This is a genomic window from Pseudomonas capsici, from assembly GCF_017165765.1.
GTDB lineage: Bacteria > Pseudomonadota > Gammaproteobacteria > Pseudomonadales > Pseudomonadaceae > Aquipseudomonas > Aquipseudomonas capsici.
In genome coordinates this window covers 39,972-53,100 of sequence record NZ_JAFGZD010000029.1, presented here as the reverse complement: position 1 = coordinate 53,100, position 13,129 = coordinate 39,972, and the positions used below count along the sequence as shown (strand labels likewise).

Genomic DNA, 13,129 nt, shown 5'->3' with positions numbered 1-13,129 from the left:
GGAGCCCATGGTTTCCCCCCTTTGCCGAAACAAAGGGGGCCGCCGTAAAGGCGGAACCGGTAGAACAGCACATACCGATAATGGATATGTACGCCGGGAACGGTTTTATCCCAGGAAAATACGTTTCAACTCATGCTCTTGTGTATTTTTTGATGAGAGCGAATTCATTCGCGAAGCAATTTCGCGTATGAATCCGCTCCCACGGTCAGGCCGCTATCAGAACAGCACGCGGCTGCGGATGGTGCCTTTGACCTGTTGCAGCTTCTCTTGCGCCAGGTCCGAGTACTCGGCGTCTACGTCGATAACCACATAGCCGACTTTCTCGTTGGTCTGCAGGAACTGGCCCGAAATGTTGATGCCGTTTTCCGCGAATACCTTGTTGATTTCGCTCAGCACGCCCGGAATGTTTTCGTGGATGTGCAGCAGGCGGTGCTTGCCAGGGTGAGCAGGCAATGCCACTTCCGGGAAGTTGACCGAGGAAACCGAAGTACCGTTGTCGCTGTACTTGACCAGTTTTTCCGCGACTTCCAGACCGATGTTGGCCTGGGCTTCGGCAGTGGAACCACCGATGTGCGGAGTCAGGATCACGTTGTCCAGGCCACGCAGCGGGCTTTCGAAGATATCGTCGTTGGAGCGAGGCTCCACCGGGAACACGTCGATGGCCGCGCCGATCAGGTGCTTGTCCTTGATCGCGTCTGCCAGGGCATCCAGTTCTACCACAGTACCGCGAGCGGCGTTGATCAGGATGCTGCCCTTTTTCATGGCGCGGATTTCTTTCTCGCCGATCATCCACTGGGTTTCAGCGGTTTCCGGAACGTGCAGGGTCACGATGTCGGACAGGCCCAGCAGCTCGGTCAGGCTGGCCACCTGAGTGGCGTTGCCCAGTGGCAGCTTGGTCAGGGTGTCGTAGAAGTAGACCTGCATGCCCAGGCCTTCGGCCAGAACCGACAGCTGAGTACCGATCGAGCCGTAGCCAATGATGCCCAGTTTCTTGCCGCGGATCTCGAAGGAGTTGGCCGCGCTCTTGATCCAGCCGCCACGGTGGCAGGAAGCATTCTTCTCGGGGATACCGCGCAGCAGCAGGATGGCCTCGGCCAGAACCAGCTCGGCTACGGAGCGGGTGTTGGAGTACGGGGCGTTGAACACGGCGATGCCGCGCTCACGGGCTGCATCGAGGTCCACCTGGTTGGTGCCGATGCAGAAGCAGCCGACCGCAACCAGTTTCTTGGCGCTGTCGAACAGTTCTTCGGTCAGTTGGGTGCGCGAGCGGATACCGATGAAATGGGCGTCGGCAATCTTTTCCTTGAGCTCGGCTTCCGGCAGAGACTTGGTGTGATACTCGATGCTGGTGTAGCCGGCGGCCTTCAGGACGTCAACGGCGGATTGGTGGACGCCTTCGAGAAGAAGGAACTTGATCTTGCTCTTGTCGAGGGAAGTCTTGCTCATCTGCGTAAACCTGTGTCCCGGAGAAAAATGGCAGGAGGGGGCCGGATCGGCCATGGGCACGATTCGCGGGGGGCGTATGCTAGCATATGCACCCCGCGAAACCCCATTCCCGAACGTGAACCGTTCTCAGGATGCCCATGAATTGTTCGAGAGTTGCGTCCATGACCAATCCCGCTTTGATTGATGAGCTCAAGACCCTGGTCGAACCAGGCAAGGTACTGACCGATGCCGGTTCTCTCGAGGCTTACGGCAAGGACTGGACCAAGCAATTCACCCCCGCTCCCACCGCTATCGTGTTTCCCAAGAGCATCGAGCAGGTTCAGGCCATCGTGCGCTGGGCCAACGAGCGTCTGGTGGCGCTGGTGCCTTCGGGCGGACGGACGGGGCTTTCCGCCGCTGCCGTGGCTGCCAATGGCGAAGTGGTGGTTTCGTTCGATTACATGAACCGGATTCTGGAACTCAACCTAACCGAGCGCACGGCCGTCTGTCAGCCCGGTGTGATAACCCGCCAGTTGCAGACCGCAGCGCAAGATAACGGGCTGTATTACCCGGTTGATTTCGCTTCCTCGGGTTCCAGCCAGATTGGCGGCAATATCGGCACCAATGCTGGCGGAATCAAGGTCATTCGCTACGGAATGACCCGTAACTGGGTTGCTGGGCTCAAGGTCGTTACCGGCAAGGGCGAGCTGCTGGAACTGAACAAGGACCTGATCAAGAACGCCACCGGTTACGACATGCGTCAGTTGTTCATCGGTGCCGAGGGCACGCTGGGCTTTGTGGTCGAGGCCACCATGCGTCTGGATCGTGCGCCCCGCAACCTCACCGCCATGGTGTTGGGAACCACTGACTTCAATTCGATCATGCCGGTGCTGCATGCCTTTCACGGCAAGCTGGACCTGACGGCCTTCGAGTTCTTCTCCGACAAGTCGTTTGCCCGGGTCATGGCCCGTGGCGACGTGCCTTCGCCATTCGACACGCCTTGCCCGTTTTATGTGCTGCTGGAATTCGAGGCGACCACGGAAGACGTGGCCAACGATGCCCTGGCGCTCTTCGAACATTGTGTCGAGCAGGGCTGGGTGCTCGATGGCGTGATGAGCCAGAGCGAACAGCAATTGCAGAACCTGTGGAAGCTGCGTGAGTACATTTCCGAAACCATCTCCCACTTCACGCCCTACAAGAACGATATTTCGGTCACGGTTTCAAAGGTTCCGGCCTTTCTGGGCGAGATCGATGCCATCGTTGCCGAGCACTACCCAGACTTCGAAGTGCTCTGGTACGGCCATATCGGCGATGGCAACCTGCACTTGAACATCCTCAAGCCCGAGAATATGGACAAGGATGAGTTCTTCCGGACCTGCGCCAAGGTCAACAAGTGGGTGTTCGAGACGGTGGAGAAATACAACGGTTCGATTTCCGCCGAGCATGGGGTGGGGATGACCAAACGCGACTATCTGACGTACAGTCGCTCACCTGTCGAAATCGAATACATGAAAGCGTTGAAAGCGGTCTTCGACCCTAACGGCATCATGAACCCGGGCAAGATATTTGCTGTTTGATCAGCCGACACACCTTATTCAACCAAGCCAGAATTATCAGACCCAGGAGACGTCATGAGCTACCAGCACAAATATGTCGATGGAACGAACATCCACTTCCCGCTGGGCAAGGTGGTCTGTATCGGTCGCAACTATGCCGAACACGCCAAGGAACTGGGCAATCCGGTCCCGACCGAGCCTCTGCTGTTCATGAAACCCGGCAGTTCCGTGGTGGCTCTGGAAGGCGGTTTCAGCATTCCGGCTGACCGTGGCTCCGTGCATTACGAAGCCGAAATCGTCGTGCTGATCGGCAAGCCGCTGAGCAAGAACCCGTCCCGTGAAGAAGTGCTCGATGCCATCAGCGGCTTCGCTCCGGGCCTGGACCTGACCTTGCGTGACGTGCAGTCGCGTCTGCGCGAGAAAGGCCTGCCATGGGAACTGGCCAAGTGCTTCGACGGCGCTGCGGTTGTCGCACCTTTCGTGCCGGCAGAAACCTATCCGGACCTGACCGACATCGGCATTCGCCTGACCATCAACGGCAAGGTCGTGCAGGACGGCAACAGCAGCCTGATGCTCAACCCCATCGTGCCGATGATCCAGCACATGGCTGCCAACTTCTCCCTGCAGGCCGGTGACATCATCATGACGGGCACCCCGGCAGGCGTTGGCCCGTTCGAGGCCGGTGACGAGATCGTGCTGGAACTGACCGGCCAGACCCGCTTCGAAAGCGTTGTGCGTTAAATATCCGGTTGTTGCTATGAAAAACGCCTGAGATGACCTCTCGGGCGTTTTTTTTGGGCTCTGTCTGCGGTGGCACTGTCGCCAGCAAACTGCCTTCCACAATCACCGAACCACCTGGCAATACATATCCGTTCAATTAGCGTTTTTTTCACACTTGATCTGGATAATCCGGCTGCCTCTCACCTGAAGGCTCTACGTCATATCTGCTCAGGAACTCTTGAATGGCCAGACTCCCCGCGTCTCAAAATCCCCGTTTCCGTCTGCTGGGCATGCGCTGGTATGCCTGGTTGCTGCTGGTTCTGGTCATGGGGTATGGCTTGGCGTTTGCGATGCATTGGGATGATCGGGCACGGCTCTGGGTTCAGGAGCGATTCGAGAGCAAGGCTTCCCGCAAGGCCAGTATCTGGCTGCCGGACTATCACGTGGACATCGACGCCAAGCTGCTGCCCGGTATGGAGAAGGATGAAGCGTCCGATCTGTCCTACAACCCGGTCACCAAGACGCTGTTCTCGGTCATGGGCAAGAACCCGTTTCTGGTCGAGTTAACCCTCAAGGGCGATGTGCTGCGCAAGATTCCCCTGCTGGGCTGGAGCAATCCCGAAGGGGTGGCGGTCCTGGAGAACGGTCTGATTGCGATTACCGATGAGCGCAAGCATATGCTGAGTATCGTCAAGGTCACGGCCGACACCACGACGCTGAACTATGCCGATTACCCGACCTACGATCTTGGTCCATCCAAAAATCAGAACAAGGGCTTCGAGGGCATTGCCTGGGACCCGACTCGCCAGCAGTTGCTGCTGGGCGAAGAACGTCCGCCGGCCCTGTTCACCTGGAAGAGTGATGGCAGTGAGGTATTGAAAGGCGATAAACAGCGAGTGCCCGACGTTTCGCTGGATGCGCGCAACCTCTCTTCGTTGAGTGTCGACCCGCGCACCGGACATACCCTGATGCTTTCCGCCGATTCGCACCTGCTGCTGGAACTGGACGAAAATAACCAGCAAGTCAGTTTCATGACCTTGCTGGGCGGCATGAACGGCCTGAAGGACACCATTCCTCGCGCCGAGGGCGTTGCGCTGGATGAGGAGGGAACCTTGTACATGGTCAGTGAGCCGAATCTGTTCTACGTATTTCGTAAACATTGAGCCCGGCAATGTCATTGCGCTATTAAGCAAGAATTCAGATTCCCGTGATATCTATGCGGCCCCGACCACTATTTGAGTTGCCTTGATGCGTCGCCCTGTCCGTTCTGCCCTGTTGTTTTCGTTGATGATCGCTCTGGCTGCCTTGTTGTTTTTTGCGGATCGGGAGTATCGCTTTGTAAAGCGCGCTTCGTTTGCCTGGCAGATGCTCTGGCAATCGGACTCGCAGCAGACCGTCGGGCTTGATCGCTACAAGGTCGATATCGAAGGACAGGTAATCGAAGGCCTCGAGGATGATGTCTCGGCCCTGAGTTACGACCCGGATCGCAAAAGCCTGTTTACGGTGACCAACCAGAAGAACGAAATGGTCGAGCTGAGCCTCGATGGCCGCATCCTGCGACGTATTCCCTTGACCGGTTTCGGCGATTCGGAAGCCATCGAGTACATCAGCCCTGGCGTTTATGTGATCAGCGACGAGCGTCAGCAGCGTTTGCTCAGGGTCCATGTCGACGACAACACCCGCGCCCTGGATGCCGCCGATGCAGTACAACTGACATTGAGTATCGATGTGGGCCGCAACAAGGGGTTCGAAGGCCTGGCCTACGATATCAAGGGCAAGCGGCTGTTCATCGCCAAGGAAAGCGAGCCGGTGCAGATCGTCGAAATACGCGGTTTCCCCCAGAGCGATAACAGTCTGGGTGTGATCTTCGACAGGAAGCGCGATGCAGGTCTGTTCGTGCGCGACATGTCGAGCCTGTACTTCGATGCACCGACGGGCCACTTGCTGCTGATGTCCGATGAGTCGAAAAAGATTCTGGAGCTCAATGACGAAGGCCGCCCGATCGCCAGTGCCTCCTTGAAAAAGGGCAAGTTGGGTTTGAGCAAGGACGTGCCGCAGGCCGAGGGTTTTACCCTGGATGATGAAGGGACGCTCTACGTGGTGAGCGAACCGAATCTGTTCTACAGGTTTCGCAAGCCATAAGGCTGGTCAGGCCAGAGTTCCGCGACGGGAGCTCTGGCCACGCTGACCGCTGCTTAGCGAGTCAGGGTTTTCACGCCTTCGGCAGTACCCAGCAACAGCAGGTCTGCACCACGCTCTGCGAACAGACCGTTGGTGACCACGCCCACGATGGCGTTGATAGCGGTTTCCAGCTCCACCGGGTTGGTGATGCTCATGTTGTGCACGTCGAGAATGATATTGCCGTTGTCGGTCAATACACCTTCACGATAAACCGGATCGCCGCCCAGCTTGACCAGTTGGCGGGCAACATGGCTGCGCGCCATCGGGATCACTTCGACCGGCAGCGGGAATGCGCCCAGTACCGGCACCAGCTTGCTGCCGTCGGCGATGCAGATGAAGGTCTTGGCCACGGCGGCCACGATCTTCTCGCGAGTCAGTGCCGCGCCGCCGCCCTTGATCAGGTTCAGGTGCTCGTCGCTTTCGTCGGCGCCATCGATGTAGAACTCCAGATCGCTGACCGTATTGAGTTCATAGACCGGAATGCCATGGCTCTTGAGGCGGGCTGCGGTGGCTTCGGAGCTGGCAACCGCACCGTCGAAGGCCGTCTTGTGTCTGGCCAGCGCATCGATGAAGCAGTTGGCCGTGGAGCCGGTGCCGACACCGATGATGCTCTTGTCGTCGATCTTGGGAAGAATGAAATCGACAGCGGCTTGAGCCACGGCCTGTTTGAGTTGATCCTGGGTCATGCTGGCTCCACGGTGCCAAAGGTGCAAAAAGGGGCCGCATTATAGCGATGACTGCGCCGCAAAGCCCCGTCATTCGTATGGTCGTTCATCGGAGTGCAGAGTAGACTTCTCGGCCTTGCTCCCTTCGTCAGTGATAACGCCCCGATGCTCGAACAGTACGTCAAGAAAATCCTCACTTCCCGCGTCTATGACGTCGCTGTCGAAACCCCGTTGCAGGGTGCCCGTCAGCTTTCCGAGCGGCTGTCCAACCAGATACTGCTCAAGCGCGAAGACCTGCAACCGGTGTTCTCCTTCAAGATCCGCGGTGCCTACAACAAGCTGGCGCAACTGAGCCCTGAAGAACTGGCTCGCGGCGTGGTGACGGCTTCGGCGGGCAACCATGCCCAGGGCCTGGCGCTGGCGGCCAGAAAAATGGGCATCAAGGCCACCATCGTCATGCCCAAGACCACCCCCGAGATCAAGGTCGAAGGCGTGCGCTCCCGGGGCGCTCAGGTGGTGCTGCATGGCGATTCCTTCCCGGAAGCCCTGGCCTACTCCCTCAAACTGGTGGACGAGCAGGGCTTCGTCTACATCCACCCTTACGATGACCCTGACACCATCGCTGGACAAGGCACAGTGGCCATGGAAATCCTGCGCCAGCAACCGGGGCAACTGGATGCCATTTTCGTCCCGGTGGGCGGTGGCGGGCTGATTGCGGGCATCGCGGCCTATGTCAAATACCTGCGCCCGGACATCAAGGTCATCGGTGTCGAGCCGGACGACTCCAACTGCCTGCAAGTCGCCATGGCCGCGGGTGAGCGAGTGGTGCTGAATCAGGTCGGGCTGTTTGCCGATGGCGTGGCCGTGGCGCAGATCGGCCATCACACCTTCGAGGTCTGCCGCCAGTACGTCGATGAAGTCATCACCGTCAGCACCGACGAGATCTGCGCGGCCATCAAGGACATCTACGACGACACCCGCTCCATCACCGAGCCTGCCGGCGCGCTGGGCGTGGCCGGAATCAAGAAGTATGTGGAGCAACGCGGTATCAGCGGTCAGACCCTGGTGGCCATCGATTCCGGTGCCAACGTCAACTTCGACCGCCTGCGCCATGTGGCCGAGCGTGCCGAGCTGGGCGAAGGTCGCGAAGCCATCATTGCCGTGACCATTCCCGAGCAGCCGGGCAGCTTCAAGGCGTTCTGCCAGGCCATCGGCAAGCGGCAGATCACCGAATTCAACTACCGCTATCACACTGACCGCGAGGCGCATATCTTCGTCGGCGTGCAGACCCACCCGGACAACGATCCGCGCAGCGCCCTGATCGCCAGCCTGACGGACCAGGGTTTCCCGGTGCTGGACCTGACCGACAACGAACTGGCCAAGCTGCATATCCGGCACATGGTCGGTGGCCATGCCGAGCGGGTCAGCGATGAAGTGGTGCTGCGCTTCGAGTTCCCGGAGCGGCCGGGGGCGCTGTTCAACTTCCTGAACAAGCTGGGCGGACGCTGGACCATCTCGATGTTCCACTACCGCAACCACGGTGCCGCCGATGGCCGCGTGGTGGCCGGGCTGGTGGTGCCGGAAGAGGAGCGGCATCTAGTGGGCGCGGCGCTGGACGAGATTGGCTATCCGTACTGGGACGAGAGCCAGAATCCGGCGTACAGGCTGTTTCTGGGCTAACCACCCCGCAGGAGCTACGCTCTATGAAGCTTTGCTTGCGAGGAAGGCTATAAAGTGGAATACATCACTGCGCTGAAAACCCTGCATATAGCTGCAATCACGCTATGGCTGCTAAGCGCTCTGGGGCTGGCTTTGCGGGTCATCAAGACGCGGGCTCATGACAGACTGCTGCAACGCCCGGCTCTGTTCGCCTGGCTACTGATGGCTGTCTGTCTGGCAGTTCTGCCTTTCAGCGGTTGGTGGCTGGTTCATCTGCTCGGCCTGTCACTGGGCCAGACCTGGGTGCTGGCCAGTAGCGTGCTTTATGTCCTGGGGCTTTTCAGCTGGGTCTGGCTGGTGAGCCGGTTGGTCGGCAAGGCGGGCCGTCTGCGGTTCACGCTGGTTCTGGCAATCATCAGTGCCGCATGTTTCATGGCGATTGCCGGTCTGATGGTCTTCAAACCGGCTTGATGGCCCTATCAGCCGCGCAGTGAAATCACCTGCCAGCCGCGCTTTTCGGCTTCTGCACGCAATTTCGGGTCCGGGTCCACGGCCACTGGATGGGCAACCTGCTCCAGCAGCGGCAGGTCGTTCATGGAGTCACTGTAGAAATAGCTGTCTTCCAGACTGAATGCATGCTCTTCAAGCCAATGATTGAGCCGGGTCACCTTGCCTTCACGGAAGCAGGGTATACCTGTCGTGCGTCCGGTATAGCGCCCGTCGACCAGCTCGCATTCGGTGGCCAGCAGGGTGTCGATCCCCAGGCGGGCGACGATCGGAGCGGTAACGAAACGGTTGGTGGCGGTTATGACCACCAGTTTGTCGCCTGCGTCACGGTGTTTGGCGATCAGTTCCAGCGCTTTGGGCAGTACGATGGGTTCGATGCAGTCACGCATGAAATCCCGGTGCCATTCATCGAGCTGAGCCATTTCGGTCCGGCCCAGAATCTCAAGGGTGAAATTCAGGTAGTCGGTCAGGTTGAGCGTGCCGGCCAGATAGTCTTCATAGAATGCGTCGTTGCGCGTCTTGTAGGTGGCTGCATCGAGGATGCCGCGTTCGCACAGGTAATCGCCCCAAGCGTGATCGCTGTCACCGCCCAGAAGTGTGTTGTCGAGGTCGAATAAAGCCAGGCGCATGTGGTTACTCGCTGAAATAACTGAAAAAAGAGCACAAGAATACGAGGTTTTCACAAGACTTCACATAAGGTGCTTAGGCTCGTTGCTGCTTTGAGCGCCTTTGTGGAACAATGCGGCGACATGCGTTTGCGAGGTTGTTGCCGTGATCGACCCCGATGGTTTCCGTCCTAATGTCGGGATTATTCTGACAAACGATGCTGGTCAGGTCCTATGGGCTCGGCGTATTAACCAAGATGCCTGGCAGTTTCCCCAGGGTGGAATAAACCCGCAGGAGACGCCGGAAGACGCGCTGTATCGCGAATTGAATGAAGAAGTCGGGCTGGAACGACAGGATGTGCAGATTCTGGCCTGTACCCGCGGCTGGTTGCGTTATCGTCTGCCGCAACGACTGGTCCGTACCCATAGCCAACCGCTATGCATCGGCCAGAAACAGAAGTGGTTTCTCCTGCGCCTGATCTCCAACGAGCAGCGGGTGCGGATGGATTTGACCGGTAAACCGGAGTTCGATGGCTGGCGTTGGGTCAGCTATTGGTATCCGTTAGGCCAGGTGGTGACATTCAAGCGCGAGGTGTATCGACGCGCACTCAAAGAGCTTGCCCCGCGCCTTTTATCGCGCGACTGACACGGAGTTCGACCCCGAGCCATGCTCAATACGCTGCGCAAGATCGTCCAGGAAGTTAACTCCGCCAAGGATCTCAAGGCGGCGTTGGGCATTATTGTGTTACGCGTCAAGGAGGCCATGGGTAGCCAGGTCTGCTCGGTCTATCTGCTTGACCCCGAAACCAACCGCTTCGTGCTGATGGCTTCCGAGGGTCTGAACAAGCGCTCCATCGGCAAGGTGAGCATGGCGCCGAACGAGGGCCTTGTGGGTCTGGTCGGTACTCGCGAAGAGCCGCTGAACCTCGAAAACGCCGCCGATCACCCCCGTTATCGCTACTTTGCCGAAACCGGTGAAGAGCGTTATGCCTCTTTCCTTGGCACGCCGATCATCCACCACCGTCGTGTGGTGGGCGTGTTGGTGATCCAGCAAAAGGAGCGGCGTCAGTTCGACGAAGGGGAAGAAGCCTTCCTCGTCACCATGAGTGCCCAACTGGCAGGCGTAATCGCCCATGCCGAAGCCACTGGCTCGATCCGCGGTCTGGGTCGTCAGGGCAAGGGTATCCAGGAAGCCAAGTTTGTCGGTGTGGCCGGTTCGCCCGGTGCAGCGGTGGGTGTGGCGGTGGTCATGCTGCCACCCGCCGACCTGGAAGTGGTCCCGGATAAGGTCGTCACCGATATCGATGCCGAACTGGCCCTGTTCCAGAATGCGCTGGAAGGCGTGCGCAATGACATGCGGACCCTGTCGGCCAAGCTTGCGACCCAGTTGCGTCCCGAAGAGCTGGCGCTGTTCGATGTCTACCTGATGATGCTCGATGACGCTTCGCTGGGCAGCGAAGTGACCAACATCATCAAGACCGGCCAATGGGCGCAGGGTGCCTTGCGTTCGGTGGTAAACGAGCACGTGAACCGTTTCGAACTGATGGACGACGCCTACCTGCGCGAGCGTGCATCGGACGTCAAGGATCTGGGCCGCCGCTTGCTGGGTTACTTGCAGGAAGCCCGGCAACAGGCGCTGGTCTACCCCGACAACACCATTCTGGTCAGTGAAGAGCTGTCCCCGGCCATGCTCGGTGAAGTGCCGGAAGGCAAGCTGGTCGGTCTGGTCTCGGTACAGGGTTCGGGTAACTCCCATGTGGCGATTCTGGCGCGGGCCATGGGTATTCCCACGGTCATGGGCCTTGTGGATTTCCCTTATTCCAAGGTGGATGGCATCGATCTGATCGTCGATGGCTATCACGGTGAAGTCTTCACCAACCCCAGTGACATCATGCGCCAGCAATTCACCAAGGTGGTGGAAGAAGAGCGCCAGCTGTCTCAAGGGCTCGATGCCCTGCGCGAACTGCCTTGCGTGACGCTGGATGGCCATCGCATGCCGCTGTGGGTCAACACCGGTCTACTGGCCGACGTCGCCCGCGCCCAGCAGCGTGGCGCCGAAGGTGTCGGTCTGTATCGCACCGAAGTACCGTTCATGATCAACCAGCGTTTCCCGAGCGAAAAGGAACAGCTGGCTATTTATCGTGAGCAACTGGCGGCCTTCCATCCGCTGCCGGTGACCATGCGCAGCCTGGATATTGGTGGCGACAAGGCGCTGTCCTACTTCCCGATCAAGGAAGAGAACCCGTTCCTGGGCTGGCGTGGCATTCGCGTGACCCTCGACCACCCGGAAATCTTCCTGGTGCAGACCCGCGCCATGCTCAAGGCCAGCGAAGGCCTGAACAACCTGCGCATTCTGCTGCCGATGATTTCCAGTACCCATGAAGTGGAAGAGGCCTTGCACCTTATCCACCGGGCCTGGGGCGAGGTCCGCGACGAAGGCACCGATGTGCCGATGCCGCCTGTGGGCGTCATGATCGAAATTCCGGCTGCGGTCTATCAGACCCGCGACCTGGCCCGTCAGGTGGACTTCCTGTCCGTGGGCTCCAACGACCTGACCCAATACCTGCTGGCGGTGGACCGCAACAACCCTCGCGTGGCCGATCTTTACGACTACCTGCACCCGGCGGTGCTGCAGGCGCTGCAAAGCGTGGTGCGTGACGCCCATGCCGAAGGCAAGCCGGTGAGCATCTGCGGCGAGATGGCGGGCGATCCTGCTGCTGCGGTGCTGTTGATGGCGATGGGTTTCGACAGCCTGTCGATGAACGCCACCAACCTGCCGAAAGTGAAGTGGATGCTGCGTCAGATCAACCTGAGCAAGGCCAAGGAACTGCTGGCCCAGTTGATGACCAACGACAACCCGCAAGTGATCAGCAGCTCCCTGCAACTGGCACTGCGCAATCTGGGGCTATCGCGAATGATCAATCCAGGATCCGTCAAAGGCCACTGACGTCCCTGTAGGAGCCAGTTCATTCGCGAAAGCATCATTTCGCGAATGAATTCGTTCCTGCACACAGTTCTACCTCTCCCAATCTTGCGCCATACGGCCCGAAGCTGCGTTCGATCAACTGCCGGCTGCCATCGGCATTGACGATCAGCACAGTGCTGGCCCGCGTGCCGTAGTTGGGGCTGGCAATGAAAATACTGGAAAGCAGTGTTTCGGTTTGCAGTCCGACACCGGTATCGGGCAGATCGGCCTCGGCAGCCGGTTCGGCATCCTCTAACAGGCGCAGCAACGCGGCAGGCTGCGGGTCATCCAGTTGCGCCTGCAACGCGGCCCTGGCCTTGAGCAGCTTGGGCCAGGGCGTGTCCAGGCCGGCATTGGAGAGACCGTAGACACCTTCGCCCAGTTGCAGCGGCTGCGGTTGCAGTGCATTGAGGTAGTAAAGCTGTCCGGCATTACCCACTAGCAGGTTGAAACCGGTGTATTCGCTCGCCCGGCTGGCCGTTTCATCCAGATAATCTTCCAGCGACTGTTCGCCCATGAGAAAGCGTGTAACCAGTTCGCCTCTGGAGCGCAGGCCCAACGGTTGATTCGGGTCACGGATATTGGTCAGGGCCGCAAAGCGTCCATCTGCGCCGATCCCCATCCAGGTTCCACCGGCTTCCAGGTCACGTCCGGCATGCACGTCCGGATGGTCCGGCCATTGCGCCAGCGGCAGGGTGGGGCGAGCGTAGAATTCGTCGCGATTGGCGGCCACTATCAGCGGCTGCGGCGTGGAAGGGCGCCAAGCGAACACGATCAGACACATGCGGTACTCCTTTTTCGGACACTCTACGATTCATCCATCGCCCACCGCTAGAGCAACAAGCC

The 13,129-nt window shown here is 59.0% G+C and carries 13 protein-coding genes; 9 read left to right on the top strand and 4 right to left on the bottom strand.

Annotated elements, in window-relative coordinates; all coding sequences use genetic code 11:
- A partial coding sequence (locus JSY17_RS24405; protein ID WP_206403183.1) for a hypothetical protein occupies positions 1–191 on the top strand: 191 nt, incomplete at its 5' end.
- Positions 192–216: 25 nt separating this feature from the next.
- On the opposite strand, the gene serA is transcribed toward JSY17_RS24405, so the two are convergent.
- Positions 217–1,446, bottom strand: a complete 1,230-nt coding sequence (gene serA / locus JSY17_RS24400; protein ID WP_117184538.1) for a phosphoglycerate dehydrogenase — start codon at positions 1,444–1,446, stop codon at positions 217–219.
- A 161-nt stretch (positions 1,447–1,607) separates the two neighbouring features.
- Here serA and JSY17_RS24395 point away from each other — a divergent pair, with 161 nt between their 5' ends.
- The 4 genes from JSY17_RS24395 (at position 1,608) to JSY17_RS24380 (ending at position 5,843) form a co-directional block, all read left to right on the top strand.
- Positions 1,608–3,002 carry an FAD-binding oxidoreductase gene (locus JSY17_RS24395; protein WP_206403184.1) on the top strand — a complete coding sequence of 465 codons (1,395 nt, stop codon included), beginning with the start codon at positions 1,608–1,610 and terminating at the stop codon, positions 3,000–3,002.
- 54 nt (positions 3,003–3,056) lie between these two features.
- Positions 3,057–3,722, top strand: a complete 666-nt coding sequence (locus JSY17_RS24390; protein WP_117165711.1) for a fumarylacetoacetate hydrolase family protein — start codon at positions 3,057–3,059, stop codon at positions 3,720–3,722.
- Positions 3,723–3,943: 221 nt separating this feature from the next.
- On the top strand, positions 3,944–4,864 hold the full coding sequence (locus JSY17_RS24385) for an SdiA-regulated domain-containing protein (RefSeq protein ID WP_206403185.1): 921 nt from the start codon (positions 3,944–3,946) through the stop codon (positions 4,862–4,864).
- Between the two features lie 85 nt (positions 4,865–4,949).
- Positions 4,950–5,843, top strand: a complete 894-nt coding sequence (locus tag JSY17_RS24380; RefSeq protein ID WP_117184541.1) for an SdiA-regulated domain-containing protein — start codon at positions 4,950–4,952, stop codon at positions 5,841–5,843.
- Between the two features lie 53 nt (positions 5,844–5,896).
- Here the strand turns inward: JSY17_RS24380 and rpiA are convergent, their stop codons facing one another.
- Positions 5,897–6,568, bottom strand: a complete 672-nt coding sequence (gene rpiA, locus JSY17_RS24375) for a ribose-5-phosphate isomerase RpiA (RefSeq protein ID WP_117165708.1) — start codon at positions 6,566–6,568, stop codon at positions 5,897–5,899.
- 93 nt (positions 6,569–6,661) lie between these two features.
- On the opposite strand from rpiA, the gene ilvA reads away from it, so the two are divergent.
- Together ilvA and JSY17_RS24365 are read left to right on the top strand one after the other, a co-directional pair.
- Positions 6,662–8,227 carry a threonine ammonia-lyase, biosynthetic gene (gene ilvA / locus JSY17_RS24370; protein WP_263962026.1) on the top strand — a complete coding sequence of 522 codons (1,566 nt, stop codon included), beginning with the start codon at positions 6,662–6,664 and terminating at the stop codon, positions 8,225–8,227.
- A 54-nt stretch (positions 8,228–8,281) separates the two neighbouring features.
- The gene (locus tag JSY17_RS24365; protein ID WP_206403187.1) at positions 8,282–8,677 is read left to right on the top strand and encodes a DUF2269 family protein; all 396 of its coding nucleotides are present in this window, start codon (positions 8,282–8,284) and stop codon (positions 8,675–8,677) included.
- Between the two features lie 8 nt (positions 8,678–8,685).
- On the opposite strand, the gene JSY17_RS24360 is transcribed toward JSY17_RS24365, so the two are convergent.
- Positions 8,686–9,342 (bottom strand): histidinol-phosphatase, encoded by a 657-nt coding sequence (locus JSY17_RS24360; protein ID WP_117166527.1) that lies wholly within the window; start codon positions 9,340–9,342, stop codon positions 8,686–8,688.
- A 142-nt stretch (positions 9,343–9,484) separates the two neighbouring features.
- Here JSY17_RS24360 and JSY17_RS24355 point away from each other — a divergent pair, with 142 nt between their 5' ends.
- Entirely contained in the window at positions 9,485–9,964 is a 480-nt protein-coding gene (locus JSY17_RS24355; protein WP_025262356.1) for an RNA pyrophosphohydrolase, read from the top strand.
- Positions 9,965–9,985: 21 nt separating this feature from the next.
- Positions 9,986–12,265, top strand: a complete 2,280-nt coding sequence (ptsP, locus tag JSY17_RS24350) for a phosphoenolpyruvate--protein phosphotransferase (RefSeq protein WP_025262355.1) — start codon at positions 9,986–9,988, stop codon at positions 12,263–12,265.
- A gap of 34 nt (positions 12,266–12,299) precedes the next feature.
- Here the strand turns inward: ptsP and JSY17_RS24345 are convergent, their stop codons facing one another.
- The gene (locus JSY17_RS24345) at positions 12,300–13,067 is read right to left on the bottom strand and encodes an NRDE family protein (RefSeq protein WP_206403189.1); all 768 of its coding nucleotides are present in this window, start codon (positions 13,065–13,067) and stop codon (positions 12,300–12,302) included.
- Between the last annotated feature and the right edge of the window lie 62 nt (positions 13,068–13,129).

Coding starts and splice junctions, on each gene's coding strand:
- JSY17_RS24345 (WP_206403189.1), bottom strand. CDS start 13,067: ATGTGTCTGATCGTGTTCGCTTGGCGCCCTTCCACGCCGCAGCCGCTG.
- JSY17_RS24360 (WP_117166527.1), bottom strand. CDS start 9,342: ATGCGCCTGGCTTTATTCGACCTCGACAACACACTTCTGGGCGGTGAC.
- ptsP (WP_025262355.1), top strand. CDS start 9,986: ATGCTCAATACGCTGCGCAAGATCGTCCAGGAAGTTAACTCCGCCAAG.
- rpiA (WP_117165708.1), bottom strand. CDS start 6,568: ATGACCCAGGATCAACTCAAACAGGCCGTGGCTCAAGCCGCTGTCGAT.
- JSY17_RS24385 (WP_206403185.1), top strand. CDS start 3,944: ATGGCCAGACTCCCCGCGTCTCAAAATCCCCGTTTCCGTCTGCTGGGC.
- JSY17_RS24390 (WP_117165711.1), top strand. CDS start 3,057: ATGAGCTACCAGCACAAATATGTCGATGGAACGAACATCCACTTCCCG.
- JSY17_RS24380 (WP_117184541.1), top strand. CDS start 4,950: ATGCGTCGCCCTGTCCGTTCTGCCCTGTTGTTTTCGTTGATGATCGCT.
- JSY17_RS24395 (WP_206403184.1), top strand. CDS start 1,608: ATGACCAATCCCGCTTTGATTGATGAGCTCAAGACCCTGGTCGAACCA.
- serA (WP_117184538.1), bottom strand. CDS start 1,446: ATGAGCAAGACTTCCCTCGACAAGAGCAAGATCAAGTTCCTTCTTCTC.